Annotated in this window: 19 protein-coding genes and 1 pseudogene; 5 read left to right on the plus strand and 15 right to left on the minus strand. The window is 71.9% G+C overall.

Features of this window, described 5'->3' with window-relative positions:
• Positions 1 to 113 precede the first annotated feature (113 nt).
• From IO24_RS40340 to IO24_RS0102970, 3 genes are all read right to left on the minus strand, one after another.
• Positions 114 to 4,169, minus strand: coding sequence for a non-ribosomal peptide synthetase (locus IO24_RS40340; protein WP_078898765.1), 4,056 nt, complete (start codon positions 4,167 to 4,169; stop codon positions 114 to 116).
• A gap of 255 nt (positions 4,170 to 4,424) precedes the next feature.
• A complete protein-coding gene (locus tag IO24_RS0102965; protein ID WP_031131435.1) occupies positions 4,425 to 4,739 on the minus strand; it encodes an AzlD domain-containing protein in 315 nt (104 codons plus the stop codon).
• Positions 4,740 to 4,753: 14 nt separating this feature from the next.
• Positions 4,754 to 5,455, minus strand: a complete 702-nt coding sequence (locus IO24_RS0102970) for an AzlC family ABC transporter permease (protein WP_031131437.1) — start codon at positions 5,453 to 5,455, stop codon at positions 4,754 to 4,756.
• Positions 5,456 to 5,522: 67 nt separating this feature from the next.
• On the opposite strand from IO24_RS0102970, the gene IO24_RS0102975 reads away from it, so the two are divergent.
• Positions 5,523 to 6,092 carry a helix-turn-helix domain-containing protein gene (locus IO24_RS0102975; protein WP_031131439.1) on the plus strand — a complete coding sequence of 190 codons (570 nt, stop codon included), beginning with the start codon at positions 5,523 to 5,525 and terminating at the stop codon, positions 6,090 to 6,092.
• A gap of 37 nt (positions 6,093 to 6,129) precedes the next feature.
• Here IO24_RS0102975 and fabG read toward each other — a convergent pair whose 3' ends face one another.
• The 9 genes from fabG to IO24_RS0103020 all read right to left on the minus strand — a co-directional run bounded on the left by fabG (position 6,130) and on the right by IO24_RS0103020 (position 15,417).
• Positions 6,130 to 6,849: a 3-oxoacyl-[acyl-carrier-protein] reductase gene (gene fabG / locus IO24_RS0102980; RefSeq protein ID WP_031131441.1), complete on the minus strand. Its 720-nt coding sequence runs from the start codon at positions 6,847 to 6,849 to the stop codon at positions 6,130 to 6,132.
• 52 nt (positions 6,850 to 6,901) lie between these two features.
• Positions 6,902 to 7,984 carry a branched-chain amino acid aminotransferase gene (locus tag IO24_RS0102985; RefSeq protein ID WP_031131444.1) on the minus strand — a complete coding sequence of 361 codons (1,083 nt, stop codon included), beginning with the start codon at positions 7,982 to 7,984 and terminating at the stop codon, positions 6,902 to 6,904.
• Between the two features lie 26 nt (positions 7,985 to 8,010).
• Positions 8,011 to 9,600, minus strand: a complete 1,590-nt coding sequence (locus IO24_RS0102990; protein ID WP_031131447.1) for an acyl-CoA carboxylase subunit beta — start codon at positions 9,598 to 9,600, stop codon at positions 8,011 to 8,013.
• Positions 9,601 to 9,653: 53 nt separating this feature from the next.
• A complete protein-coding gene (locus IO24_RS0102995; RefSeq protein WP_031131450.1) occupies positions 9,654 to 10,532 on the minus strand; it encodes a fumarylacetoacetate hydrolase family protein in 879 nt (292 codons plus the stop codon).
• A gap of 1 nt (position 10,533) precedes the next feature.
• Positions 10,534 to 10,956, minus strand: coding sequence for an acyl-CoA thioesterase (locus IO24_RS0103000; RefSeq protein WP_031131453.1), 423 nt, complete (start codon positions 10,954 to 10,956; stop codon positions 10,534 to 10,536).
• 7 nt (positions 10,957 to 10,963) lie between these two features.
• Complete coding sequence (locus IO24_RS0103005; protein ID WP_045295804.1) at positions 10,964 to 12,805, minus strand: acyl-CoA dehydrogenase family protein; 1,842 nt, start codon at positions 12,803 to 12,805, stop codon at positions 10,964 to 10,966.
• A 57-nt stretch (positions 12,806 to 12,862) separates the two neighbouring features.
• Entirely contained in the window at positions 12,863 to 14,086 is a 1,224-nt protein-coding gene (locus tag IO24_RS0103010) for a beta-ketoacyl-[acyl-carrier-protein] synthase family protein (RefSeq protein WP_031131458.1), read from the minus strand.
• Positions 14,083 to 14,325, minus strand: a complete 243-nt coding sequence (locus IO24_RS0103015; RefSeq protein WP_037667104.1) for an acyl carrier protein — start codon at positions 14,323 to 14,325, stop codon at positions 14,083 to 14,085. The genes IO24_RS0103010 and IO24_RS0103015 overlap by 4 nt, the downstream gene beginning before the upstream one ends.
• Positions 14,326 to 14,397: 72 nt before the next feature.
• Positions 14,398 to 15,417: a beta-ketoacyl-ACP synthase III gene (locus tag IO24_RS0103020; RefSeq protein WP_031131461.1), complete on the minus strand. Its 1,020-nt coding sequence runs from the start codon at positions 15,415 to 15,417 to the stop codon at positions 14,398 to 14,400.
• Between the two features lie 168 nt (positions 15,418 to 15,585).
• Between IO24_RS0103020 and IO24_RS0103025 the strand changes: the two genes are divergently transcribed.
• Both IO24_RS0103025 and IO24_RS0103030 read left to right on the plus strand, forming a co-directional pair.
• The gene (locus tag IO24_RS0103025; RefSeq protein WP_031131462.1) at positions 15,586 to 16,962 is read left to right on the plus strand and encodes an FAD-binding oxidoreductase; all 1,377 of its coding nucleotides are present in this window, start codon (positions 15,586 to 15,588) and stop codon (positions 16,960 to 16,962) included.
• Positions 16,959 to 18,218, plus strand: coding sequence for an MFS transporter (locus IO24_RS0103030; protein WP_037667106.1), 1,260 nt, complete (start codon positions 16,959 to 16,961; stop codon positions 18,216 to 18,218). The genes IO24_RS0103025 and IO24_RS0103030 overlap by 4 nt, the downstream gene beginning before the upstream one ends.
• Here the strand turns inward: IO24_RS0103030 and IO24_RS47305 are convergent.
• Positions 18,181 to 18,800 (minus strand): annotated as a pseudogene (locus tag IO24_RS47305) (transposase); the annotation flags it as partial. The gene IO24_RS0103030 and the pseudogene IO24_RS47305 sit on opposite strands and share 38 nt — an antisense overlap.
• 85 nt (positions 18,801 to 18,885) lie before the next feature.
• Here IO24_RS47305 and IO24_RS0103035 point away from each other — a divergent pair.
• Both IO24_RS0103035 and IO24_RS0103040 read left to right on the plus strand, forming a co-directional pair.
• Positions 18,886 to 19,563 (plus strand): phosphotransferase, encoded by a 678-nt coding sequence (locus tag IO24_RS0103035; RefSeq protein ID WP_031131466.1) that lies wholly within the window; start codon positions 18,886 to 18,888, stop codon positions 19,561 to 19,563.
• A 35-nt stretch (positions 19,564 to 19,598) separates the two neighbouring features.
• Positions 19,599 to 20,414 carry an SAM-dependent methyltransferase gene (locus tag IO24_RS0103040; protein ID WP_031131468.1) on the plus strand — a complete coding sequence of 272 codons (816 nt, stop codon included), beginning with the start codon at positions 19,599 to 19,601 and terminating at the stop codon, positions 20,412 to 20,414.
• A gap of 3 nt (positions 20,415 to 20,417) precedes the next feature.
• Here the strand turns inward: IO24_RS0103040 and IO24_RS0103045 are convergent, their stop codons facing one another.
• Together IO24_RS0103045 and IO24_RS0103050 are read right to left on the minus strand one after the other, a co-directional pair.
• Positions 20,418 to 21,323 carry a helix-turn-helix domain-containing protein gene (locus tag IO24_RS0103045; protein WP_045295802.1) on the minus strand — a complete coding sequence of 302 codons (906 nt, stop codon included), beginning with the start codon at positions 21,321 to 21,323 and terminating at the stop codon, positions 20,418 to 20,420.
• Positions 21,324 to 21,469: 146 nt separating this feature from the next.
• Positions 21,470 to 22,495 (minus strand): Strvi_7410 family MBL fold metallo-hydrolase, encoded by a 1,026-nt coding sequence (locus IO24_RS0103050; RefSeq protein WP_031131471.1) that lies wholly within the window; start codon positions 22,493 to 22,495, stop codon positions 21,470 to 21,472.
• Positions 22,496 to 22,595 lie beyond the last annotated feature (100 nt).

Here is a 22,595-nt window from a genome sequence, read left to right on the forward strand (position 1 = left end):
GACGCGGAGTTGGTCGGCGGGGGGGAACTGAGGGGAACGAGCAGGAGACGGACAGAGGGAACCGGGCAGGGGAAACGTTTCGGCGCCGGGTGGGGCACAGGCCGGACGGGCTGTCAGACGCGCGCGGCGGCCAGTGTCCCGGCCAGCAGCCCGGCCAGTGTCCGGGCGGACTGGCCGGTGATCACGGAGTGGTGGTCCGCACCGTTGAGCCAGAGCTGACGGCGAGTGGCTCCACCTCCGCTGCCGACACCGCCGGCCGCTCCGGCGTCCAGTGCCTCCTCGAGGGGCACCAGTTCAGGGAAGGCATCCCGTCCGGTGTCGCGGGCCCGGACCATCGTCAGCCGGTCGGCGACGGTGCCGCCGCGGGCCCGGTGGGCCGACAGGATGGTGTAGTTGTTGGCGTAGACCGTGTAGATCCGCTCCAGCTCCGCACTCTCGACGGGGCGCTCGAGGACTCCGGCCGCGCACAGGGCCTGCTGGGCCGCGGACAGCCAGGACGCCCGGTCCGCCCCCGGCGCCCGCTCGGGCACCAGCGCGCCGACCTCGGCGCCCCGCGCCAGGTCCGAGAAGAACCCGGCCACTCGCTGCCGCTCCGCGGCCGGTTCGCCCGCCGGGGCACCGGTGAAGGAGTCGACGGTGGTCACGGACGTCACCGGGCGGCCCGCCGCCTCGAGCAGCTCGGCCAGCTCCAGGGCCACCGTCCCGCCCATCGACCAGCCCGCCAGGTGGATCCGGGCGTCCGGCATCTCGTGCAGCAGCCGGTCCCGGTAGCCCGCGGCCATCTCTGTGACGCTGCGGGCGCACGGTTCGCCCGGCAGCAGGCCCAGCGCCCGCAGGCCGTACACCGGGGCCCGGGAGGACCGCGGGTCCCCGTCGAGGGCGTGCAGCAGCTCCTGGTAGCACAGGATCTCGCCACCCACGGGGTGCACGAGCACCAGCCGGTCCTCGCCCGTGCCGTCCCGCAGCGCGACCAGCTCCGAGCCACAGCCGGCGAGGCCGTCGTCCGCGGTGGCCGCCGCCAGTTCCACCGCCTGGTCGGCGACGGTCCTGGCGCGCATCAGCGTGCCGAGCGGCAGGGCGGTGCCGAAGGTGGTGCTGATGCGGTGGAACAGCCGTACCGCCAGCAGGGAGTTGCCGCCGAGCTCGAAGAAGTCGTCGGTGATCCCCCGGACGTCCCGGCCCAGCAGCTCACGCCACAGGCCGAGCAGCGCTGCCTCGGTGGCGGTGCGTGGCGGGGCCTCCTCCGACAGGGTCCGCGGCGAGCGTGCGTCCGGCAGCCGCTCCAGCAGCGCGCGGCGGTCCACCTTGCCGTTGGCGCTCAGCGGGATCGTGTCCACCGTGACGACGGCGGCCGGAACCATGTAGGAGGGCAGTTCGGCCGCGAGCGCGTTGCGCAGCCGGTCCGGGTCGGGCCGCGTGCCGGGCGCCGGGGTCAAGAAGGCGGCCAGATACGGCTGGGAGCGGGTGCCCGCGACCAGTGCCACCGCCCTGGCAACCTCGGGCCGGCCCGCCAGCCGGGTCTCCAGCTCCCCGAGCTCGATCCGGTGCCCGCCGATCTTCACCTGGTCGTCCTCGCGGCCGAGGAACTCCAGGATGCCGCCGGGCCGGTAGCGGGCCCGGTCACCGGTGCGGTAGAGCCGCTCGCCGGTGGCGGGGTGGCACAGGAAGGAGCCCTTGGTCATGCCAGGGGCGTTGTGGTAGCCGGTGGCCACGCCGGTGCCGCCGATGTACAGGTCCCCGGGGACCCAGGTGGGCGCGTCGGCGAGGTCCGTGTCGAGCACGTGCATGGTCTGGTTGGCGAGCGGGTGCCCGTAGGGCACGCTGTTCCAGTCCGCCGGCTGTTCCTCGGTCCAGAAGTAGTTGGACCAGATCGCGGCCTCGGTGGCACCGCCCATGGCGACGACCCGGGCGCCGGGGCATACCTGGGCGATCCGCTCCAGCAGCGGCACCGGCACCCAGTCGCCGCTGAGCATGATCAGCCTCAGCGAGCCGAGCAGCTCCGCGGCGCGGTCGCCGAGGTACTCGAGCATGAGGCCGAACAGCGCGGGCACCGAGTTCCACACGGTCGCGCCGTGCTGCCGGCACAGCGCCCCCCATGCCTCGGGGTCGGGTACGCCGCTCTCCTCGGGCACGATCACGCCTCCGCCGACTCCGAGCAGGCCGAAGATGTCGAAGACGGAGAGGTCGAAGGCGAGCGAGGAGACGGCGAGCACCCGGTCCTGCGGGGTGAGTCGGAACCGCTGGGCCAGGTCGCGCAGGGTGTTGACGGCGGACCGGTGCGAGAGCACTGCGCCCTTGGGGGTGCCCGTGGACCCGGAGGTGTAGATGACGTAGGCCGTACGGTCCGGGTCGGCCGGCGTGGCTGCTTCGAAGGCCTCCGGTTCCTCGGTGTCCGCGGGTACGGGGAGGACCGGCACCGAGGTCACACAGCCCTCCGCCGATCCGATCAGGGCCACCGCCCCGCTCTGCTCGAGCACCGTGTCGACCCGCGCCGCGGGCCAGCTCAGCGACATCGGCAGGTACGCGGCTCCGGCCTGCAGTACGCCGAGTACGGCGATGACCTGCTCGGGGGACTTGGCAAGCCGCACGGCCACCAGGTCGGTGCGCTCCCGGTCGCGGCCGACGCCGGCCTGGAGCAGTCGCGCGGCAAGCGCCCGGGAGCGCCGGTCGACCTCGTGCCAGTCCAGACATCGCTCCCGGGTGAGGACGGCGGGGGCGGTGTGCCGCCGGGCGAAGGACTCCTGCACGAACGAGTGCAACTCGCCTTGGGGCAGGGCGAGGCCGGTGTCGTTCGCGCGTGCGCGGTCGGCGAGCTGGGGCTGCGGCAGCGGGGCAGGGTCGGTCCGGCTCCACTCGTCGAGGTCGCCGGCGAGTGCCAGCAGCCGGACGTGGTGGTGTTCGGCCAGGTCGTCGACGAGACCGTCGGGGTAGGCGGCGGTGTCGTGGTCGAAGTTGCAGACCAGCCCGCCGTCCTCCTCGTACACCTGGTGGTCGAGGCGCACGGTGGGGGTGCTCAAGGCGCTGCGGAAGAGCCGCGCACCGGGCAGCGGGAGGAGGTAGCCGCTGGCCGAGCCGCCCGCCAGGCCCAGCGCCGAGCTGAACACGACGGGCGCCGGATTGCCGGTGCCTCCGGTACGCCGGTTCACCGCCCGGCCCACCTCCACGCCGGAGACAGCGACCGCCGCGAGGTCGGTGTAGAAAGCACCCATGCGGGCGCGGCTGCGCTCCGCGAAGGAGCCCTCCCCGGCCTCCACGCCCACCAGCACGGTGCTCGCGGCGCACCCCCAGAACTGCTCGCCACCGGGCTCCGGGGTCCGCTGGGAGGCGAGCACGGTCAGCGTGCCTGCGCGCCCGCCGGACCAGCGCAGCAGGCAGTCGGTGTAGAGACCGAAGAGCGCGGCGCTCGGCGACATCCGCATGGCCGCGGCGTTCCGCTGGAACGCCCGCCAGGTGTCCGGATCCAGGCGGTGGGCCCGTCGACGCAGCGGCACTGACGATGCCCCCGCAGGATCACCGGCGGCGCGTCCTGGCAGGTCGAACGCGGGCGGCAGGGTCTCCACCCGCGACTCCCAGTACCGCAGGGCGGCCTGGTACGCCTCGGAGTTCTTGGCCCGTTCCCGCTCGCCGACGAAGTCGTGGAAGGAATGCGCGGAAGGGCTCGGCCGGTAGTCGGGGTCCGCGTAGCATCTCCCGATCTCGGCGAAGAACAGCGGAGTGGTGACGCCGTCGAACACCGTGAGCCGGAGTGCTGCCTGAAGCCGAGATGTACCGTCGGGAAGCAACACGATACGGAATAGAAAGGGACATCCTGCGGCATGCGGAGGAATATCGACGGGAAGCGTGGAGCGTAATTCTTCGAGGCGCCGCACAGCATCTTCGGGTGACTGCCTTGTGAGGTCGATCACAGATGCCAGCGGAATCTCTTCCCGGCCGACGGTGGAATAATTCTGCATTCCTTCGGGGTAAATACGGAGACGCAGTGCCGGGTGGGTTTCCCGGAGTTTGGCCAGGGCCTCGTGGAGCCGCCTTGGATCGGGGGCGAAGCCGGCGTCGAACTGATACTCCTGGTAGAGGAGGGCCGGTGTCGGAGCAGCTGCTCCACCCTGCTCCCCCACGAAATAGGCATGCTGAAGGTCGGTCAGAGGGAAAGAGGCGACGCCCTCATTCATGATGAGTCCCCCGAAGATATCGGCAGAACGGGTTATCCCGAACGCGGCTAAAAACAGCGCGCGCGTGAACCGGCAACCCTTGCAATGTCATTGCGGTATGACGCTACGCGACCGGTTCTGGCGGAGGCAATGACGGATCCATCATATGAGACGGGTGCGGGCGAAAAATAGCCGGAGCAGCCGGATTGCATTGCCGGTACGAATGCGAAACGCCCACCGAGCGGTGTCGGCGGGCGTCTGAGTGAACGGCTCGTGTCATGGAACGCCGGCGAGCCGTAGCAGTGCCGCCGTGCCGGCGGCTGCCAGCACGACGACGAGAAACGGCGCTCTGCGCCAGGCGAGCACTCCGCCGACCAGGACCCCGATCGGCCGGGCGGGGCCGGCGAAGGAGTGTCCCTCGGTGAGGGCGGACGTGGCGGCAAGGGCGGCGAGCAGCAGGACCGCCGAGACCTCCAGCAGCTTCTCGGCGCGCTGCGGGAAGCTGATCTTGGCCCGCAGCAGTGGCCCCGAGAGGCGCAGCAGGAAGGTCCCGGCCGCCAGGGTGAACATCGCCCCCAGTGCGGGCAGCATCGGTACGGCATGGCTCACCGTGTGGCTCCTTCCTTCGCCCCGACGGTGTTCTTCGCCTGGACCTTGAACAGCGGCAGCGCGGCCAGGGCGGCCAGGACCGGCAGACCGGCGGGCAGGAACGGGGTGGCGGCCAGGGCCAGTGCTGCGCCGGCCAGTGCGCTCCGTGGCAGGGAGCGTTCCTTCATCGCAGGCAGGATCAGCGCGAGGATCACTGCGGGAAACATGGCGTCCAGACCGAGGGCGTCGGTGTCCCGGACAACACTGCCGAGCAGCGCGCCCAGCGCGGCACCGACGGGCCAGCAGACCAGGATGCCCAGGCCGCAGGCCCAGTAGGCGGCCCGTCTGCGTTCGGGCTCGTCCTGGGCGAGGGCGAAGACGACCGTCTCGTCGTTCATCAGGTGCGTCCCCAGTACGCCGCGTCGGCCCCGGCCCAGGACGTCGGGTACCGCCAGACCGAACGGCAGGTGGCGCGCGTTGACCAGGAGCCCGGCCAGCAGCGCGGCGATCGGACTGCCTCCGGCGGCGATGATCCCCACGAACAGGAACTCGGAGGAGGCGGCCAGGACGAGCGCCCCCATCAGTACCGGAAACCACCAGGGAAACCCGGAGGTCACCGCGATGGCGCCGTACGACACGCCGATCACACCGACCGCCAGGCACACGAGCGCGATGTCCCGCAGCAGAGCCCTGTCCAGAGTTCTCCAAAACGAACGCATGATGTTTATACTGAACACCTCGCGCAGCGTTCGTCAAGATGAACGATTGACCATTGGAGCGAACCCAGTGACCGACAGCGACTCCGCCCTCAAGCCGCCGATCGAAGTGATCGCCGCCTCCCTGCGGGCGGAACGCGTCCGGGCGGGACTCTCCCTCACCGAGGTCGCCCGCCGGGCCGGGCTCGCCAAATCCACGCTCTCCCAGCTGGAGACAGGCGCGGGGAACCCCAGCCTGGAGACCCTGTGGGCGCTCTGTATGGCCCTGGACATTCCCTTCTCCCGGCTGCTGGCCGCGCCCCGGCCGCAGGTACAGGTGATCCGCGCGGGGGAAGGGCCGGCCGTCGGATCCACCCAGAGCCACTACCGGGCCACCCTGCTCGCCGCCTCCCCGCTCGCTGCGCGGCGGGATGTCTACAGCGTCACCGCCGAGCCGGGACCGCAACGCTCCTCCGCCCCGCACATGCCCGGCGTCGTAGAACACGTCGTGCTGAGCACGGGCCGGGCACTGGTCGGCACCACCGAAGACCCGGTCGAACTCCACCCGGGCGACTACATCTGCTACCCGGGCGACGTCCCGCACGTCTTCCAGGCACTGGAACCCGGCACCCACGCGGTACTCGTCTCCGAACACCACTGAGCACCGGGCTCCACCCGCCCGTCCCGGCACGGCGGTCTCAGTGCCCCATGCCCAGACCGCCGTCCACCGGCAAAATCGCGCCGGTGACGTAGGCGGCGTCCTCGGAGGCGAGGAACCGCACCGCCGCCGCCACCTCCTCCGCTTGGGCGCTGCGCCCGAGGGGCACCCGTCCCAGCATGGCTGCGCGCTGCTTGTCGTTCAGCGCTCTGGTCATGTCCGTCTCGACGAACCCGGGCGCCACCACGTTGCAGGTGACACCCCGTGAGCCGAGCTCGCGGGCCACGGACCGGGCGAAGCCGACCAGGCCGGCCTTGGAGGCCGCGTAGTTGGTCTGCCCGGCCGCGCCGAGCAGACCGACCACCGAGGAGATCAGCACGATCCGCCCCCGCCGCGCCTGGACCATCTCCCCCGCGGCCTGCCTGACCACCCGGAAGACGCCCGTCACGTTGGTGTCCAGCACATCCGCGAAGTCCTTATCGGGCATCCGCAGCAACAGCTGGTCCCTGGTGATGCCGGCGTTCGCCACCAGCACCTCCACCGGTCCGTGCGCCGCCTCCACCTCCTTGTACGCCTGCTCCACCTGCGCCGCGTCGGTGACGTCACACCTGACGGCGAGGCAGCCGAGCCCGGTCGCGGCCTGCGGCGGCTCGCCCGTGCGGTAGGTCAGAGCGACCTTGTCGCCTGCCTGTGCGAAGGCCTGGGCGACCGCGAGGCCGATACCCCGGTTGCCTCCCGTCACGAGGACCGAACGGCTCATGATTCCCACTCACCCTTTCTCCACGGTGAACCCGGACCCGGCCCGGCGCCGGTCAAGCGATCTTGTGAACCCAGCCGAACGGGTCCGGCCGGCTGCCGGCCTGAATGCCCGACAGCTCCTCGCGCAGCCGCGAGGTGACCGGACCGGGCACCCCGCCGCCGATCGTCCAGTCGCCGTCCACGCTCCTGACGAAGCCGACCGGCGTGACCATCGACGAGGTGCCGCAGGAGAACACCTCGGTCAGCACGCCCGATTCGGCGTCGGCCCGCCACTGTTCCATGCTGATCCGGCCCTCCTCCGCCTGGTAGCCGAGGTCGGCCGCCAGTGCCAGCACCGAGTCGCGGGTGACACCGGCCAGCAGCGTCCCCGACAGCTCGGGGGTGACCAGCCGCTCGCCGTAGACGAAGAACAGGTTGCTGGTGCCCATCTCGTCCACCCAGCGGCGTTCCGCGGAGTCCAGCCACACCACCTGGTCGCAGCCCTTCTCCCGGGCCTGCGCCTGGGCCACCAGGGTGCCCGCGTAGTTGCCGCCGCACTTGGCCTCGCCGGTGCCTCCGGGAGCCGCCCGCGTGTAGTCCTGCGAGAGCCACACCGTGAGCGGTTTCGCCCCCGCCTTGAAGTAGGAGGCCGCCGGAGAGGCGATCACCATGAACCGGTAGGCGGCGGACGGGCCGTAGAAGCCGATGGTGTGCTGAGTGGCGATCATGAACGGCCGCAGGTAAAGACTGTGCCCGGGCCGGTCCGGAACCCAGTCCCGGTCCGTGGTGACCAGGAGCTCCAGGGCCTCCACGAAGGTCTCCTCGGGCAGTTCCGGCATCGCCATCCGGGCGCAGGAACGATTGAGCCGGGCCGCGTTGGCGTACGGGCGGAAGGTCACCACCGTGCCGTCCGGGCGCCGGTACGCCTTCATGCCCTCGAAGACCTCCTGGCCGTAGTGGAACACCTGGGCCGACGGGTCGAGGACCAGTGGGCCGTAGGGGTGCAGCCGGGCGTCGTGCCAGCCTCGATCCCGGTCCCAGTCGATGCTGATCATGTGGTCGGTGAACACCTCGCCGAAGGCGGGCGCCTCAAGCAGGGCAGCCCGCTTCTCGGCGGGCAGCGGTACGGCCGGCTCAGTGGTGAAGGTGATGGTCATGGGTTGCTCCGAGGCAGGAATCGAGGTCACAGCGGGGAGTTGGCGTGCTTGCGGGACGGCTGCTCCGCGTGCTTGGTCCGCAGCATCTGGAAGGTGCGGGCCAGCACCGACCGGGTCTCGGCGGGGTCGATCACGTCGTCGACCAGCCCGCGCTCGGCCGCGTAGTAGGGATGCATCAGCTCCGACCGGTAGTCCTTGACCATCCGGGCCCGTAGGGCGTCAGGATCGTCGGACTCCGCGATCTGCTTGCGGAAGATGACGTTCGCGGCGCCCTCGGCACCCATCACCGCGATCTCGTTGGTCGGCCAGGCGTAGGACATGTCGGTGCCGATCGAGCGGGAGTCCATCACGATGTATGCCCCGCCGTACGCCTTGCGCAGGATCACCTGGACCCGCGGCACCGTGGCCTCGCAGTACGCGTACAGCAGCTTCGCCCCGTGCCGGATCACGCCGCCGTGCTCCTGGTCCACCCCGGGCAGGAACCCCGGCACGTCGACCAGGGAGAGCAGCGGGATGTTGAAGGCGTCACACATCCGCACGAAGCGGGCGGCCTTCTCACTGGCCCTGATGTCGAGCACGCCCGCCAGCGCGATCGGCTGGTTGGCGACGATGCCGACCACCTCGCCACCGATCCTGGACAGCCCGCACAGGATGTTGGGAGCCCAGCGTTCGTGGACCTCCAGGAAGTCGCCGTGGTCGACGATTTCCTCGATCACCCGGCGCATGTCGTACGGCAGCCTGCCCTCGGCCGGAACCAGGCCGAGCAGGGCCTCGCCGCGCCGGTCGGCCGGATCCGTGCCGGGGGCGAACGGCGGGATCTGCAGGTTGTTGGACGGCAGCAGGGACAGCAGGTATCGGACCTCGCTCAGACAGGTCCACTCGTCGTCGTACACGAAGTGCGCCACGCCCGACAGTTCGGCGTGCGCGTCGGCACCGCCGAGCCGTTCCTGCGTGACGTCCTCGCCGGTGACGGCCTTCACCACGTCCGGTCCGGTGATGAACATCTGGGAGGTGCCGCGCACCATGAACACGAAGTCGGTCAGCGCGGGCGAGTACGCCGCACCACCCGCGCAGGGCCCCAGAATCACAGAGATCTGCGGAATGACGCCGGAGGCCCGCACATTGCGCTTGAAGATCCCGCCGTAGCCGGCCAGGGCCGAGACGCCCTCCTGGATCCGCGCCCCGGCCCCGTCGTTCAGCGCGACCAGGGGAGCACCAGCCGAGAGGGCCATGTCCATGATCTTGTGGATCTTCTCGGCATGCGCCTCGCCGAGCGCCCCGCCGAAGATCCGGAAGTCGTGCGCGTAGACGAACACGGTGCGGCCCTCGACCGTGCCCCAGCCGGTGATCACACCGTCCGTGTGCGGCTTGCGTTCCTCGATCCCGAAACCGACCGCCCGGTGCCGGCGCAGCTGCTCCACCTCGGTGAAGGACCCCGCGTCCAGCAGCAGGCCGATGCGCTCACGGGCGGTCAACTTGCCTTTGGCGTGCTGCGCGCGGGTGGCGTGCTCGCTGGGGCCGCGGCGAGCCAGCTCCTTGGCCGCGCGCAGTTCGGCCACCCGCGCCCCGGTGCTCGTATCCGGCTCCTGGGCGGGGAGTTCCCGCTGGACGGTCATCTGCTCTCGATCTCCTTCCGGGGCCGGCACGCCGGCCGGTGCGTCGGCCGGTCTCACAGCGGGGTCTTCACCGGTACGGCCGCGCGGCACAGCTGACGGTGCGCGCCCAGTCCGGCCACCTCCGCCTCCACCACGTCGTCGGCCCGCAGGAACGGCTGGTCGGGACGGCCAAGGGCGACCCCGCCCGGCGTCCCGGTGAGCACCACGTCGCCGGGGTGCAGCACCATGAACTGGCTCAGGTACCAGACCAGGCGGTCCACGTCGTGGACCATGTCGGCGGTGGAGCCGTCCTGCATCAGCCGGCCGTTGACCCGGCAGGTCAGACGCAACCGCTGCGGGTCGCCCGCCTCGTCCGGGGTGACGAGCCAGGGGCCCAGCGGGCTGAACGACTCGAACGACTTGCCCTTCACCCACTGGCCGCCGCGCTCCAGCAGCCAGCTCCGCTCGGAGACGTCGTTGGCGGTGGCGTAGCCCGCGACGTGGGCCGGCGCGGCGGCGGGGTCCGGCAGGTACTGGGCACGCCGGCCGATCACCACGGCCAGCTCGACCTCCCAGTCGGTCTTCTCCCCGCCCGGCGGCAGCAGCAGGTCGTCGTACGGCCCGACCAGCGTGGTCGGCGCCTTGCTGGAGACGATCGGCTCGTCGGGCAGTGCCAGGCCGGCCTCGGCGGCGTGCATGCGGTAGTTGAGCCCGATCGACAGCAGATGCCCGCCCGGACGGACGGGCGGTCCGACCCGCTCGGCGGCCGGGTCGACCGCGGGCAGCGTGCCGGCTTCCCGGTCCAGCCGGGCGCCCAGCTCCCGCAGCACATCCGGGTCGAGGGCCGCGCCGGTCCAGTCGGGCACCCACGCCGACAGATCCCGCACGACCGAGCCGGGGCCCACGGCACAGGGCCGCTCCTCGCCCGGCTGACCGATCCGCAGCAGCCGCATGTCAGCCTGCCGCCGGGGTGTCGTCGGCGTACTTCTCGAAGAAGCGGACCTCCTCGTCGGTGAGCCGCCGGGGCCGGCCCGCCGCGTAGTCGAACGGCGCCATCACGGTCGAGGCGGTGGCGTACACAGTGTCGCCGTCCTTGACCACGTAGTCGATGGCCACCGTCGCCGACTGCAGGTCGGAGACCCACATCTCGATCTCGACCGGCTCGTGCCGGTGCACCAGTTGCCGCCGGTAGCGGATGGCGTGCTCGACGACCACGGAGCCGTCCCGGAAGAAGGCGTCGCCCTCGGTCGGCGCCATCCGGAAGATGAAGTCGACCCGGGCCTCCTCCAGGTAGCGCAGGTAGGAGACGTTGTTGACGATCCCGTAGACGTCCATGTCGGACCAGCGGATCGGGCAGTAATAGCTGTGCCGCGCCATCGCCGTGTCAGCTCCCCTCGGATGTGCGGGCGGCGGCCGGGCCGAAGGCGCCGGTCCGCTGCTGGAAGGCGGCCACGTAGTCGTCCGCCGCGATCGGCGCCCGCAGCAGCTCCGGGGACAGGCTGAACCCGTCGATCAGCGTGTCGGCGTACGGCTGGAGCTCGGCGCACAGCGCGTCCGCCTCCGCCGGCAGCCGTTCCACCTGCTCGGCCGTCAGCGCGCCGCGCGCAAGGAACCAGCCGGCGTCCCGCCCCACCTCGGTCAGTCCGTAGAGCGCGGCCAGCGGGCCGAGAGCCGCCCGCGCCGTCTCGTCCCGTGCCTCGTCCACCGCGGTGGCGAAGCTCTCCAGGGCGGTGCGCACCCCGCGCAGCCGGGCCATCTCCAGACCGGAGTTGATGGTGCCGTTCCACGCCTCGAAGTACGTCCGGTCCTGGGAGTCGTCCGTCATGGACGCCCGGGCAGCGCGCAACAGCTCCTGTTCCCGGTAGCGCAGGGCCTCCACCAGGAACCGAGGGTCCCTCAGGTCGCGGCCCCGCGGGTCGGGTGCCGTGCCCGGCTCCTCGTCGTCGCCGCCCTGCGCGATGATCTGCCCCGCCGTGGTGGCCAGCAGCACCTGGTTGTCGCCCTCCGCCGTGACCAGGCCCTGGAGCAGCGACCCGTAGTCCGCGATCCGGTTGACGCTGAAGATGCCCTGGGCTCCGCAGCGCTCCCGGCAGGTCGCGATGACCTCGGTCATCTCCCAGGTGGACAGGGCCTTGGTGATCGACACCAGATGGTTGAGGCCGGCCGGGACGGCGTCCTGCGGGGCTTGTGTGAATTCCCGCTTGGCGTGGTTGAGCAGCAGGGTCATCGCGTACGTCTTCGCCAGCGCGGTGAACAGCGCGAGCTGGTGGCTGCGGTACTCGATGACCGGCAGGTCGTTGCGGCCCGGCGCGTTGGTGAGCCGTTGTGCCGCGTAGCGCAGGGCGATGTACACACTGGCCCGGCCGGCCCCGGTCGCCGCGCTGGAGACGCAGAGCCGCCCGGGCAGGATCCGGCTCATCGCGCGCAGGAACCGCTTGCGCTGGTTGCCGGAGGCCGGGCGGAACACACCCTTCTCGTCGAAGCCGCCCATGTCGCCGTGGAGCAGGCTGCGGCGCGGGATCCGCACGTGGTCGAACCAGGTGAGGCCGTTGTCCAGGCCCTGCACCGGCTTCTCCGGGCACGGCGCCGCGTGCACGCCCTCGCACAGCCCGTTGCCGTCGCTGATCCGGACCAGGAACGGGAACACGCCGTGGTCCTTGCCGTCCGCCTTCAGCCGGGCCATCACCACGGCCAGCTTCGGCACGTCCCGGAACCCGCTGTACGACATGTACTTCTGCGCGAGCGCGTCGGGCGTGTTCAGCACGAACGTGCCGGTCTCGGCGTCATATACCGCCTCGGTGCGCAGGGCTGCCACGTTGTTGCCGTAGCCCAGCTCGGTGGCCATGTACGGGCTGAACGAGTCAAGGCGGTCCAGCTCGTCGAACAAGTCCTTCAGGTCGTCCCGGGCGCCGTGCTCCACGACCGTGCCGAAGGCGAGGTTGTAGTGCACCATCAGCAGCGAGAACGTGGAGACGTCCACCAGCGAGGGCCACTCGGCCAGCGCGAACAGCCGCCAGGGGTCGGCCAGGATCTCCCGCGGGCGCTCCAGCCCGGCGTGCACGGCACGCGACCGCTCATAGGCCAGCTTCCCGGCCTCGGTCATGGTGAGCCCTTCGCGGGGGTCGAACAGGGGGTCCAGCAGCAGGTCGTGGAGGTCCTGGTGCGTCTGCTCGTACCTGCCGTCGAAGAGCAGCCGGGACAGGTCGGCGGAGGCCGACGGGGTCATCTGTGGATCCTTTCCTGCGGTTCGGTTCGCGGGGGCCGGCCGGAAGGTGGGCCGCGGTCAGGCGGAGGCGATCAGCAGGGCGGCGTTCTGGCCGCCGAAACCGAAGGAGTTGCTCAGGGCCACGTCCACCCGGCTCCGGCGGGCCGCGCCGTGCACGACGTCCACCTTCACCCTCGGGTCGACCTCGGTGGTGCTCGCCGACGGCGGGATCACACCGTGGTGCACGGTGAGCGCCGCGAACGCGGCCTCGATGGACCCGGCCGCGCCCAGCGGATGCCCGGTGACGCCCTTGGTGGAGCTGACCTGGACGTCCGGCCCGGCGACCCGGTGGATCACGCCGGCCTCGATGACGTCGTTGAGCGGTGTGGAGGTGCCGTGGGCGTTGACGTAGCCGATGTCCCGGCCGGTGAGCCCGGCATCCGCGAGGGCCGCCCGCACCGCCAGCTCGGCGCCCTTGCCCTCGGGGTGAGGGGACGTCACGTGGTGCGCGTCCGCCGAGGCGCCGTAGCCGATCACCCGGGCCACCGGTGCCACGCCCCGGGCCCGTGCATGCTCCTCGGACTCCATGACGACGACCCCGGCGCCCTCGCCGAGCACGAACCCGTCGCGGCTCGTGTCGAACGGGCGGGACGCGGTCCCGGGGCTGTCCAGCCGTCGGGACAGGGCCCGCATCCGGGCGAACGAGGACACGTACAGCGGAGTGATGGGCGCCTCGGCGCCGCCGGCTACGACAATGTCGGCCAGCCCCGACCGGATCAGGTCCCGGCCCAGGCCGATCGCGCTCGCCCCGGCGGCACATGCCGTGCAGGGCGCCATGCACGGCCCGTTGGCGCCGATGTCGATCGCCACCTGGCCCGCCGCCATGTTCAGCAGCCCCATCGGCAACGTCATCGGGGAGACCTCCGAGGGCCCCTCCTCGATCAGCGTCCGGTGCTGCTCCTCCAACGTCGCGGTGCCGCCGGCGCCCGAGCCCAGGATCACCGCCACCCGCGCGCTGTCCGCCCATGCGCCCGGGGTGAGCCCGGCCTGGCCCAGGGCCTCGCGCACGGCGGCGATGGCGAACTGCGAGTAGCGGTCCCACTGCCAGGCCCCGCGCAGCCCGAGGGCGGCCGGGTCGAAGTCGGGTACCTTGCAGGCCATGGTGACCGGCAGGGCGTCCAGATCGGAGTGGTGCGCCGCCGTCGGTCTGCCCTCGACGACGCGGTCCCAGCTCTCCTTCACCCCGATACCGGCGGGAGTGACCAGGCCGATCCCGGTGATGGCGGCGGCAAACCCGGTCATCGGACGACGGCGCCCTTCTTCTCGGCCAGGGCGACGATGTCGCCGACGACGGAGATCTCGGAGAGCTCCTCGTCGGTGATCACGATGCCCAGGCGCTTCTTCAGGGCGGTGGCCAGTTCGATCTGCGACAGCGAGTCGAGGCCGAGGTCGTCGAAGCTGGCGTCGGGCACCACCGTCTCGCGGTCGAGGCCGAAGCGGGCGACGAAGACCTCGACGACGGAGTCGTGCATGGAGCTCATGGGGGTTTCCTCCTGGATCGGCAGGGCTGGGACAAACGGCGGTGCCGGGTCGGCAACCGTCGGGTACAAAGGTCAGTTGATGGGTTCGGCCTGGATCTCGGGCCAGACCAGGACGGTCGAGCCCCAGGACAGGCCGGCGCCGAAGGCGGACAGCAGCACCCGCTGGCCCGCCCGGAGCGCGCCGCGGGCGGCGTAGTCGTTCAGGAGCAGCGGCACCGACGCCGCCAGGGTGTTGCCCACTCGGTCGATGTTCACCGCCACCCGCTCCTCGCAGAGCTCCAGCTCCTCGGCGACGGCCCGCACGATGCGCAGGTTGGCCTGGTGGCCGGCGAACCAGTCGACGTCCGCCACCGGCCAGTCCGCGCGCTTGAGGACCGCCAGCGCCGACTGCGTCATCCGCTCCACGGCCTGCGTGTACAGCGGGCGGCCCTCCATCCGCAGGTACCAGTCCGCTGTCGGAACCGTGCCGTGACCGAGTCCTGCGTCGGCAGAGCGCTGCCTGGAACCGCCGGCCGGGATGGCCAGCAGGTCGGCAAGCGCGCCGTCACTGCCGAGGTCGAACGGGCCGAGAGCACCGGGCTCGTCCGGCTCGCCGCGGCGCAGTACCACCGCGCCCGCACCGTCGCCGAAGATGGGCGCCGTCGCCCGGTCCTCCTGGTTCACCAGGGTGGTGAACGCCTCCGAGCCGATGAACAGCACGGTATCGGCGGTGCCGGAGTCGATCAGACCGGCCGCGGTGGCGAGCCCGTACAGGAACCCGCTGCACGCAGACGTCAGATCGAAGGCGGCCACGGTGCCGAGTCCCAGCCGGGAGGCGACCTCCGGCGCCACCGCCGGGCAGAGCCGCTCGGGCGAGGTGGTCGCCACGACCACCGCGTCCACCCCGGTCACCCCGGCCGACCGCATGGCCCGGGCACCGGCCTCCACCGCCAGACTCCCGGTCGACAGGCCGTCGGAAACCATCCGGCGCGCCCGGATACCGGTCCTGGTCCGGATCCACTCGTCCGAGGTGTCCAGTGTGCGCGAGAGGTCGTCGTTCGTGACCGCTTTGGGTGGGAGGAAGCCCCCGATTCCCGTGAGTACCGCCGTCATTGACTCACCCTCCTGATGGCCGTTCGCGGCCTGACCTGGCGTCAAACAGGCTGGCCGACGGCAGGTCAGGCCGGCAATTGACCCTTGGTACACCCGGTGGCACGGGTGCCGGGCGCATGTACGAAGGGCCAATTGCTCGCCTGCCGGCCCCCGGCGATCCTTACGGAGGTGACCACGACACCTTTCGATCCCGCAGGGATCCTCCCGGCCGGACGGGTGATCACCGACCCGGCCCGGCTCGCGTCCTTCGCTCACGACGAGGCCGCCGGAGCCCGCTACGGTCTCCCCGCGGCCGTGGTGCAGCCCCGCGACACCGCCGAGGTCGCGGCCGTGGTGGCGTACTGCGCCGAACGGGGTGTACCGGTGGTTGCCCGGGGGGCCGGCACCGGTCTGTCCGGCGGCGCCAACGCCGTCGACGGCTGCGTGGTCGTCTCCTTCGCCGCGATGGACCACATCCTGCGCATCGACCCGGACGAACGCCTGGCGGTGGTCCAGCCCGGCGTCGTGAACGACGTGTTGCGGGCCGCGTGTGCCGACAAGGGCCTGTGGTATCCGCCCGACCCGGCGAGCGCCCCGTGGTCCACCATCGGTGGGAACGTCGCCACCAACGCGGGCGGGGTGTGCTGTGTGAAGTACGGCGTGACCCGCGACTACGTGCTCGGCCTGGAGGCGGTCACCGGCCGCGGCGAGGTCGTCCGGCTGGGCCGGCAGACCGCCAAGAGCTCCGCCGGCTTCGAACTGGCCGGCCTGCTGGTGGGTTCCGAGGGCACCTTGGGCCTGGTCACCGAGATCACTCTGCGGCTGCGGAGCGAGCGGGCCCAGGAGCACACCGTCGTCGGTTACTTCGACGACCTGCCGGGCGCCGGCCGGGCCGTCGCCCGGGTGGTGGCCTCCGGTGTCGTGCCCAGCGCCCTCGAACTCGTCGACCGCTACTGCCTGCGGGCCGTCGACGAGTGGAAGAACATGGGGCTCACCGACGGTGGCAACGTCCTGCTGCTGGCCCGCTGCGACGCGCCCGGAGCGGCCGGCGTCGAGGAGGCTGACACGGTACTGGCCTGCTTCGAAGCCGCCGGAGCCGCCTGGAGCGCCCGGTCCGGCGACCCGGCCGAGGCGGACGCCCTGTTCGCCGCCCGTCGTCTGGTCTATCCCGCGCTGGAACGTCTGGGCATGGTGCTCAGCGAGGACATCTGCGTGCCCCGCACCCTGGTCCCCGAGATGCTCGCCCGCCTGGAGCGCACCGCCGAGCGGCACGGCGTGCACATCGCCGGCCTCGCCCACGCCGGGGACGGCAACCTGCACCCGATGCTGGTCGTGCCGCGCGGCGACGATCAGGAACTGGTCCGGGGCCGCGAGGTGTTCGAGGAAGTGGTCGATCAGGCGATCGCGCTGGGCGGCACGGTCACCGGCGAACACGGCGTGGGCCTGCTGAAGATGCGCGGTCTGACCCGGGAGCTGAGCCCGGCCGTCCTGGACCTGCACCGGGGCATCAAGCAGGTGTGGGATCCGGCGGGGATCCTCAACCCGGGGAAGGTCTTCGCTGCATGAAGACAGCCGCCCTCGCCCCGCCGACCCTGCGGCGGCGCACCACCGCGGTGCTGCTCACCAGCCAGGTCCTCGGGGGCATCGGGATCGGCATCGGCATCGCGTTCGCGACCGTCGTCGGCGCCCGGGTCGGCGGCGACGCGCTGGGCGGCCTCGCGGCGACCGCGACCGTCGTGGGCACCGCGCTGCTGGCCGTGCCGCTCACCCCACTGATGAGCGCCCGGGGCCGCCGTCCCGGCCTCGCCCTGGCCTATCTGGCCGGCGCGGTCGGCGCCGCTCTGACCGTGGTCGCTGCCGTCGTCTCCAACTACCCCCTGCTGCTGCTCGGCCTGACCGCGTTCGGCGGCAGCTCCACCGCCAGTTTCCAGGCCCGTTTCGCCGCCGCCGACCTCACCCCGCCCGACCGGCGGGCCCGCGCCATCTCCCTGCTGGTGTGGGCGACCACGATCGGCGCGGTGCTCGGCCCGAGCCTGGCCGCCCCGGCGTCCCACAGCGTCACCGCCTGGGGCATACCGGCGGCCGCCGGCCCGTTCGCGTGGGCCTGCGCCGCGTTCGCGGCCGCCGCCGCGATCATCGCGGCCGGACTGCGCCCGGATCCCCTCCTCACCGCCCGCATCCTCGCTCCAGACTCCCCGTCGACTGCCCGTTCAGGTTCCGTGTGGTCGGGTTATCGGGCCCTGCGCGCCACGTCCCGGGGCCGCCTCGCGGTGGCCGCCGTCGCCGTGGTGCACACCGCCATGGCCTCGGTCATGTCGATGACACCCCTGCAGATGGCCCACGACGGCGCCGGCATGAATCTGATCGGCTTGGTGGTCAGCGCCCATGTCCTCGGCATGTACGCGTTCTCCCCGGCCATGGGCTGGCTCGCCGACCACGTCGGCCGCATCACTGCCATCTGCCTGTCGGTAGCACTTCTCGCGGTCGCCGCCCTGCTCGCCGCCACCGCCGGCACCAGTCACACGCAGTCCATGGCGGCCCTCTTCGTCCTGGGTCTCGGCTGGTCGGCGGGCCTGGTGGCGGGCTCCGCCCTGCTCACCGACTCCGTCCCCGCCGCCGACCGCGCGGCGGCCCAGGGCCTGTCGGACCTGGTGATGAGCTCCGCGGCTGCCCTGGGCACCGCGGTGGCCGGTGTGGTCGTCGCCCAGGCGGGCTACGTCTGGCTCAACTGGGCGGTGGTCCTGGTCCTCCTGTGCTTCGCGGCCCTGACTCTGCGCGGCCGGCCCGCACTCGCGAGGAACGACGACCGCACCGTCGTGTGAGCCTGTGCTCGAGGTCGACGAGGCGAAGGAATGACTGCCGGCAGCGGTCGCCGTCTGTGGTGGTGGCGCCGGTGGCCTCGACGATGGGCAGTGGTCCCTCGTGTCGGTCCAGGCCGCCCTCCTGGTCAGCCGTGAGTGCAGCCGGTCCCACGCCCGCGCGGTGGCCTGCCTGTAGAGGCGGGTGTCGGTGACCGTCACGGCCTGCTCGGTGCCCCAGGTGGTGGGGTCACCGAAGACGAACTCGCCGCCATGCTCGGGCGGACGGCCGCCTGCGGGTCGTAGACCCGCGGCGGTGTCGGCCGGCGCATGACGCGGTCGGAACGCAGACGACCGAAAATCTCGACGGGCAGGTCGTTGCACAGGTGAGCGATGCGAGGCGCGTCGTATCCGGCATCCAGCACGACCAGGACCTCGGGGTCGCCCGGGCTTCCACTGGCCGGCGGCGACGAGCTGCTCGACGACCTCGCGGATCTGCACCGTGGTCACCGCGGAGGCGGCGGCACCGGGCTCCGAGCGGACCGCGTCGAGCACTGCCGACCAGGACGTGCGCCCGGTCTTCAGACGGTGTCCTATGGGGCGAGGCGGAAAAGCTGCCTGCAGCAGCACAGGGGCCGCGGGAACGAGAAAGGCCTGCGGCGGCCCAGCCGTTCGCCGGATCATTCGCCTCATGCCGATCACACCGCCGGGAAAGCTGCTCGGTTCGGGGCGCAGGGCCGATGTGTATGAGATCGACGAGGCGTGGGTGCTGCGCCGCGAGCGCGACGGTGGGGGCGACGCGGCGGCCGAGGGTGCGGTGATGGCGCATGTGCACGCCCACGGCTATCCGGTGCCCCGGGTCCGCCCGTCCGGTTCGCGCACCGACCTGGTGATGGAGCGGCTCTCCGGCCCGACCATGCTCCAGGCCTGCCTTGCGGGCACCTTGGACGTGGCGGAGGCGGGCTCGATCCTCGCCCGGCTGCTGCACGACCTCCACACCGTCCCCGCCCTGCACTCCAGCGACCCGGCCGTCCGTATCCTCCACCTCGACCTGCACCCGGAGAACGTGATCCTCACCCCCGGCGGCCCCTGTGTCATCGACTGGTCCGACGCGGTGGAAGGCGACCCGGGTCTGGACTGGGCGGCGACCGCGGTGATCCTCGGGCAGGCCGCCGTCGCCGGCGACAGCCTCTCCGCACCCGCCGACACCATGCTGACCGCCCTCCTCGCCGGCCCGTCTCCGCTCACGCGTCCGGCCCTGACCGAGGCCCTGCGCCGCCGGGGCGCCAGTCCTACGATGAGTCGGGCCGAGGTCGAACTCCTGGGTGAGGCACGCGAGTTGATCCTCTTGAGGGCGTGGAGCGGCTAACGTGGGGATCTCCGACCACACACGCAGGAGCGTCCATGACCGACCAGGTGGAGAACCCCGAGCAGGAGCCGTTTCCCAAGATCGACACCTCGGTGCCGCACTCGGCCCGGATCTGGAACTACTGGCTGGGCGGGAAGGACAACTACGAAGTCGACCGGGTGGCCGGTGACGCGTTCCGCGAGATCTTCCCCGGCATCGAGACGGGCGCCCGCGCCGCCCGCTACTTCCTCGCCCGCGCCGTGCGCCACCTGGCCGCCGAAGAGGGCATCCGCCAGTTCCTGGACATCGGCACCGGTCTGCCCAACGTGGACAACACCCACCAGATCGCCCAGCGGGTGGCCCCGGAGAGCCGGATCGTCTACGTCGACAACGATCCGCTGGTGCTGGCCCACGCCCGCGCACTGCTCACCAGCACGACGGAAGGCGTCACCAACTACGTCGACGCCGACCTGCGCGAGCCGGGCGCGATCGTCCGGGAAGCCGGGAAGACCCTCGACTTCGACCGGCCCGTCGCCCTCATGCTGATGGGCATCCTGGGCCACATCGAGGACCACGACGAGGCCCGGTCGATCGTGCGGCAACTGGTCGACGCCCTGCCTCCCGGCAGCTACCTCGTGCAGTACGACTCCACCGACACCAGCGAGGAGTACGTCAGGGCCATCGAGCAGTACAACGACGGCGGTTCGATCCCGTACATCCTGCGCAGCCCCGAGCAGATCGCGCGCTACTTCGACGGTCTGGAGCTGCTCGAACCGGGCGTGGCCTCCTGCTCGCGCTGGCATCCCGACGCGGCCGCCCTGGGCCTTCCCGCCGAGGTCCACCAGTACGGCGGCGTCGCCCTCAAGCGCTGACGCTCAGGTCTCCTGGAGGATGCGGTGCAGGATGGTCGGAGTCTCGTCCGGCGACTCGGCTTCGACCACCAGCCGGTTCATGGCATCCCAGTAGCGCTCGATGTCGGCCGGCCGGTCGGGGTAGAGGGCGGTGGTGAGCTGCTCCAGACAGACCACGTCGGGCAACTGCCCGCCGGGCAGCCGCAGAATGGTGACCGGACCGCCCTCGGCGGCGTGGCCGCCGGCGAGGAACGGCAGGATCTGCACCGTGACGTGCGAGAGCCGGCAGATCTCGATGAGATGCCTGAGCTGGTCCCGCATCACAGGGACACCGCCCACCGGGCGGCGCAGCGCCGCCTCGTCGATCACGGCCCACAGCCGGGTCGCCGGCTGCCGGTGCAGGATCCGCTGGCGGGTCATCCCCAGCGCGACCCGGCGGTCGATCTCCGCCGCACCGGCGTCCGGGTGGGCGAGCCTGACGGCCGCCCGGGCATAGCCGGCGGTCTGCAGCAGTCCGGGGACGCGCTGGACCCGGAAGCAGCGGATGAGACTCGCCGCCTGCTCGGCCCCTAGATAGGTCTGCCTCCAGACGGGGACGACATCGCTGTAGGACCGCCACCAGGCGGGGGTGTTGGCCTGCTCGGCCAGCGCCAGCAGGGTGGCGCGCTCGGCCTCGTCGGTGACGCCGTAGAGGGTGAGCAGATCGGCGACGTCGCGCAGTTTGAAGCCGTGGCGGCCGGTCTCCATCCGGCTGATCTTGGAGGAGGAGGCGCGGATGACGTGCCCCGCGTCCGCCCGGCCGATGCCCCGCTCCACCCGCAGCCCGCGCAGCCGGGCGCCGAGGGCCAGCCGCGGCACCATGGGCCCGGCGCACCCGCCGTCCAGGGCCCCGCTGCCGGTCGTCGTGCGTGCGGCCTCTTCGGTGCCCATGGGCGTCTCTCCCGGTGCGAGCGTTGCGTCCGACCATCCTAGGGGCGCTCGGCGTCGCCAAGAGCCGTGTGGAGCAGGCGCGTTCGGGCGGGGACGGGTCCGCGAACAGCTCGGCGACGGTCCATTGCGCCCTGCTTGGGCCGCCTTCACGCCGCCGTGTACGCCACCGGGTCGCTCCCGGGCACCGCCTCCGCCCGGCCCAGCTTCACCAGTCGCCGCAGATGCGCCTCGGCCTCCGAGACGGCGATGGTGCGGGAGCCGTACGGGATCTGGTCCCAGGGGCGGTTCCACTCCATGCGCTCGGCGAGCTGCCAGGGGGTGAGGGGCTCGGCGAGGAGGGCCAGCAGGGCGGTCAGGCGTGACTCGTGGTGGGCGAGCAGCTCGCGTACGCGGGCGGCGGCGTCGGGGAACGGGTGCTGGTGGGCCGGGAGGACCTCGGCGGGGGCCAGCCGGCCGACGCGCTCCAGGGAGTCGAGGTAGTCGCCCAGGGGGTCGGTGACAGTGGTCTCCTCGGGATCCTCGTAGAGGCCGATGTGCGGGGTGATCCCGGGCAGGAGATGGTCGCCGGAGAACAGGCGGCCCCGGCCGGGGAGTCGAGCCGGGTGGGCCTCCTCCAGGTGGAGACAGACATGGCCCGGTGTGTGCCCCGGGGTCCAGATCGCGCGCAGGCGGCGGCCGGGCAGCTCCAGGAGTTCGCCGGGGACGATGTCGCGGTCGGGCAGGGCGGGGGAGAGGCCCGGCAGGGCGTGGGGCGGGGTTCGGCGCAGGGGCGCGATGTGCTCCTCGGGTGCACCGGCCGCGGTGAGCTTGGCCGCCATGTACGAGAACCAGCGCTCGGGGCGGGCCTGACGGGTCCGTCGTACGACCGCGGTGTCCGCCGCGTGCATCGCGATCCACGCGCCCGACGCCTCCCGGACCCGGCCGGACAGGCCGTGGTGGTCGGGGTGGTGGTGGGTGATGACCACGCCGTGGATCTCGGCGGGCGAGGTGCCGCAGGCGGTGAGGCCCCGCGCGAGGGTGTCCCAGGACTCCGGGTCGTCCCAGCCGGTGTCGATGAGCACCGGGCCGCGGTCGGTGTCGACCACGTACACCAGCGTGTGGCCGAGCGGGTTGTCCGGGATCGGGACTCGGAGGGACCGGACGCCCCCGCCGTGGTCGGTCACCTGTGTCATGGGCTCCCCTGTCGCCGCGGCTCCCCGTCACTATAACTAGAACGGGTTCCAATAGGAGGCTCTCCGTAGTGCGCGGTCCGTGGACTCCTGTGGGCGGGGC

Origin of the sequence: Streptomyces flavovariabilis (genome assembly GCF_000725785.1) — a bacterium.
Taxonomy (GTDB): Bacteria; Actinomycetota; Actinomycetes; order Streptomycetales; family Streptomycetaceae; genus Streptomyces; species Streptomyces hawaiiensis.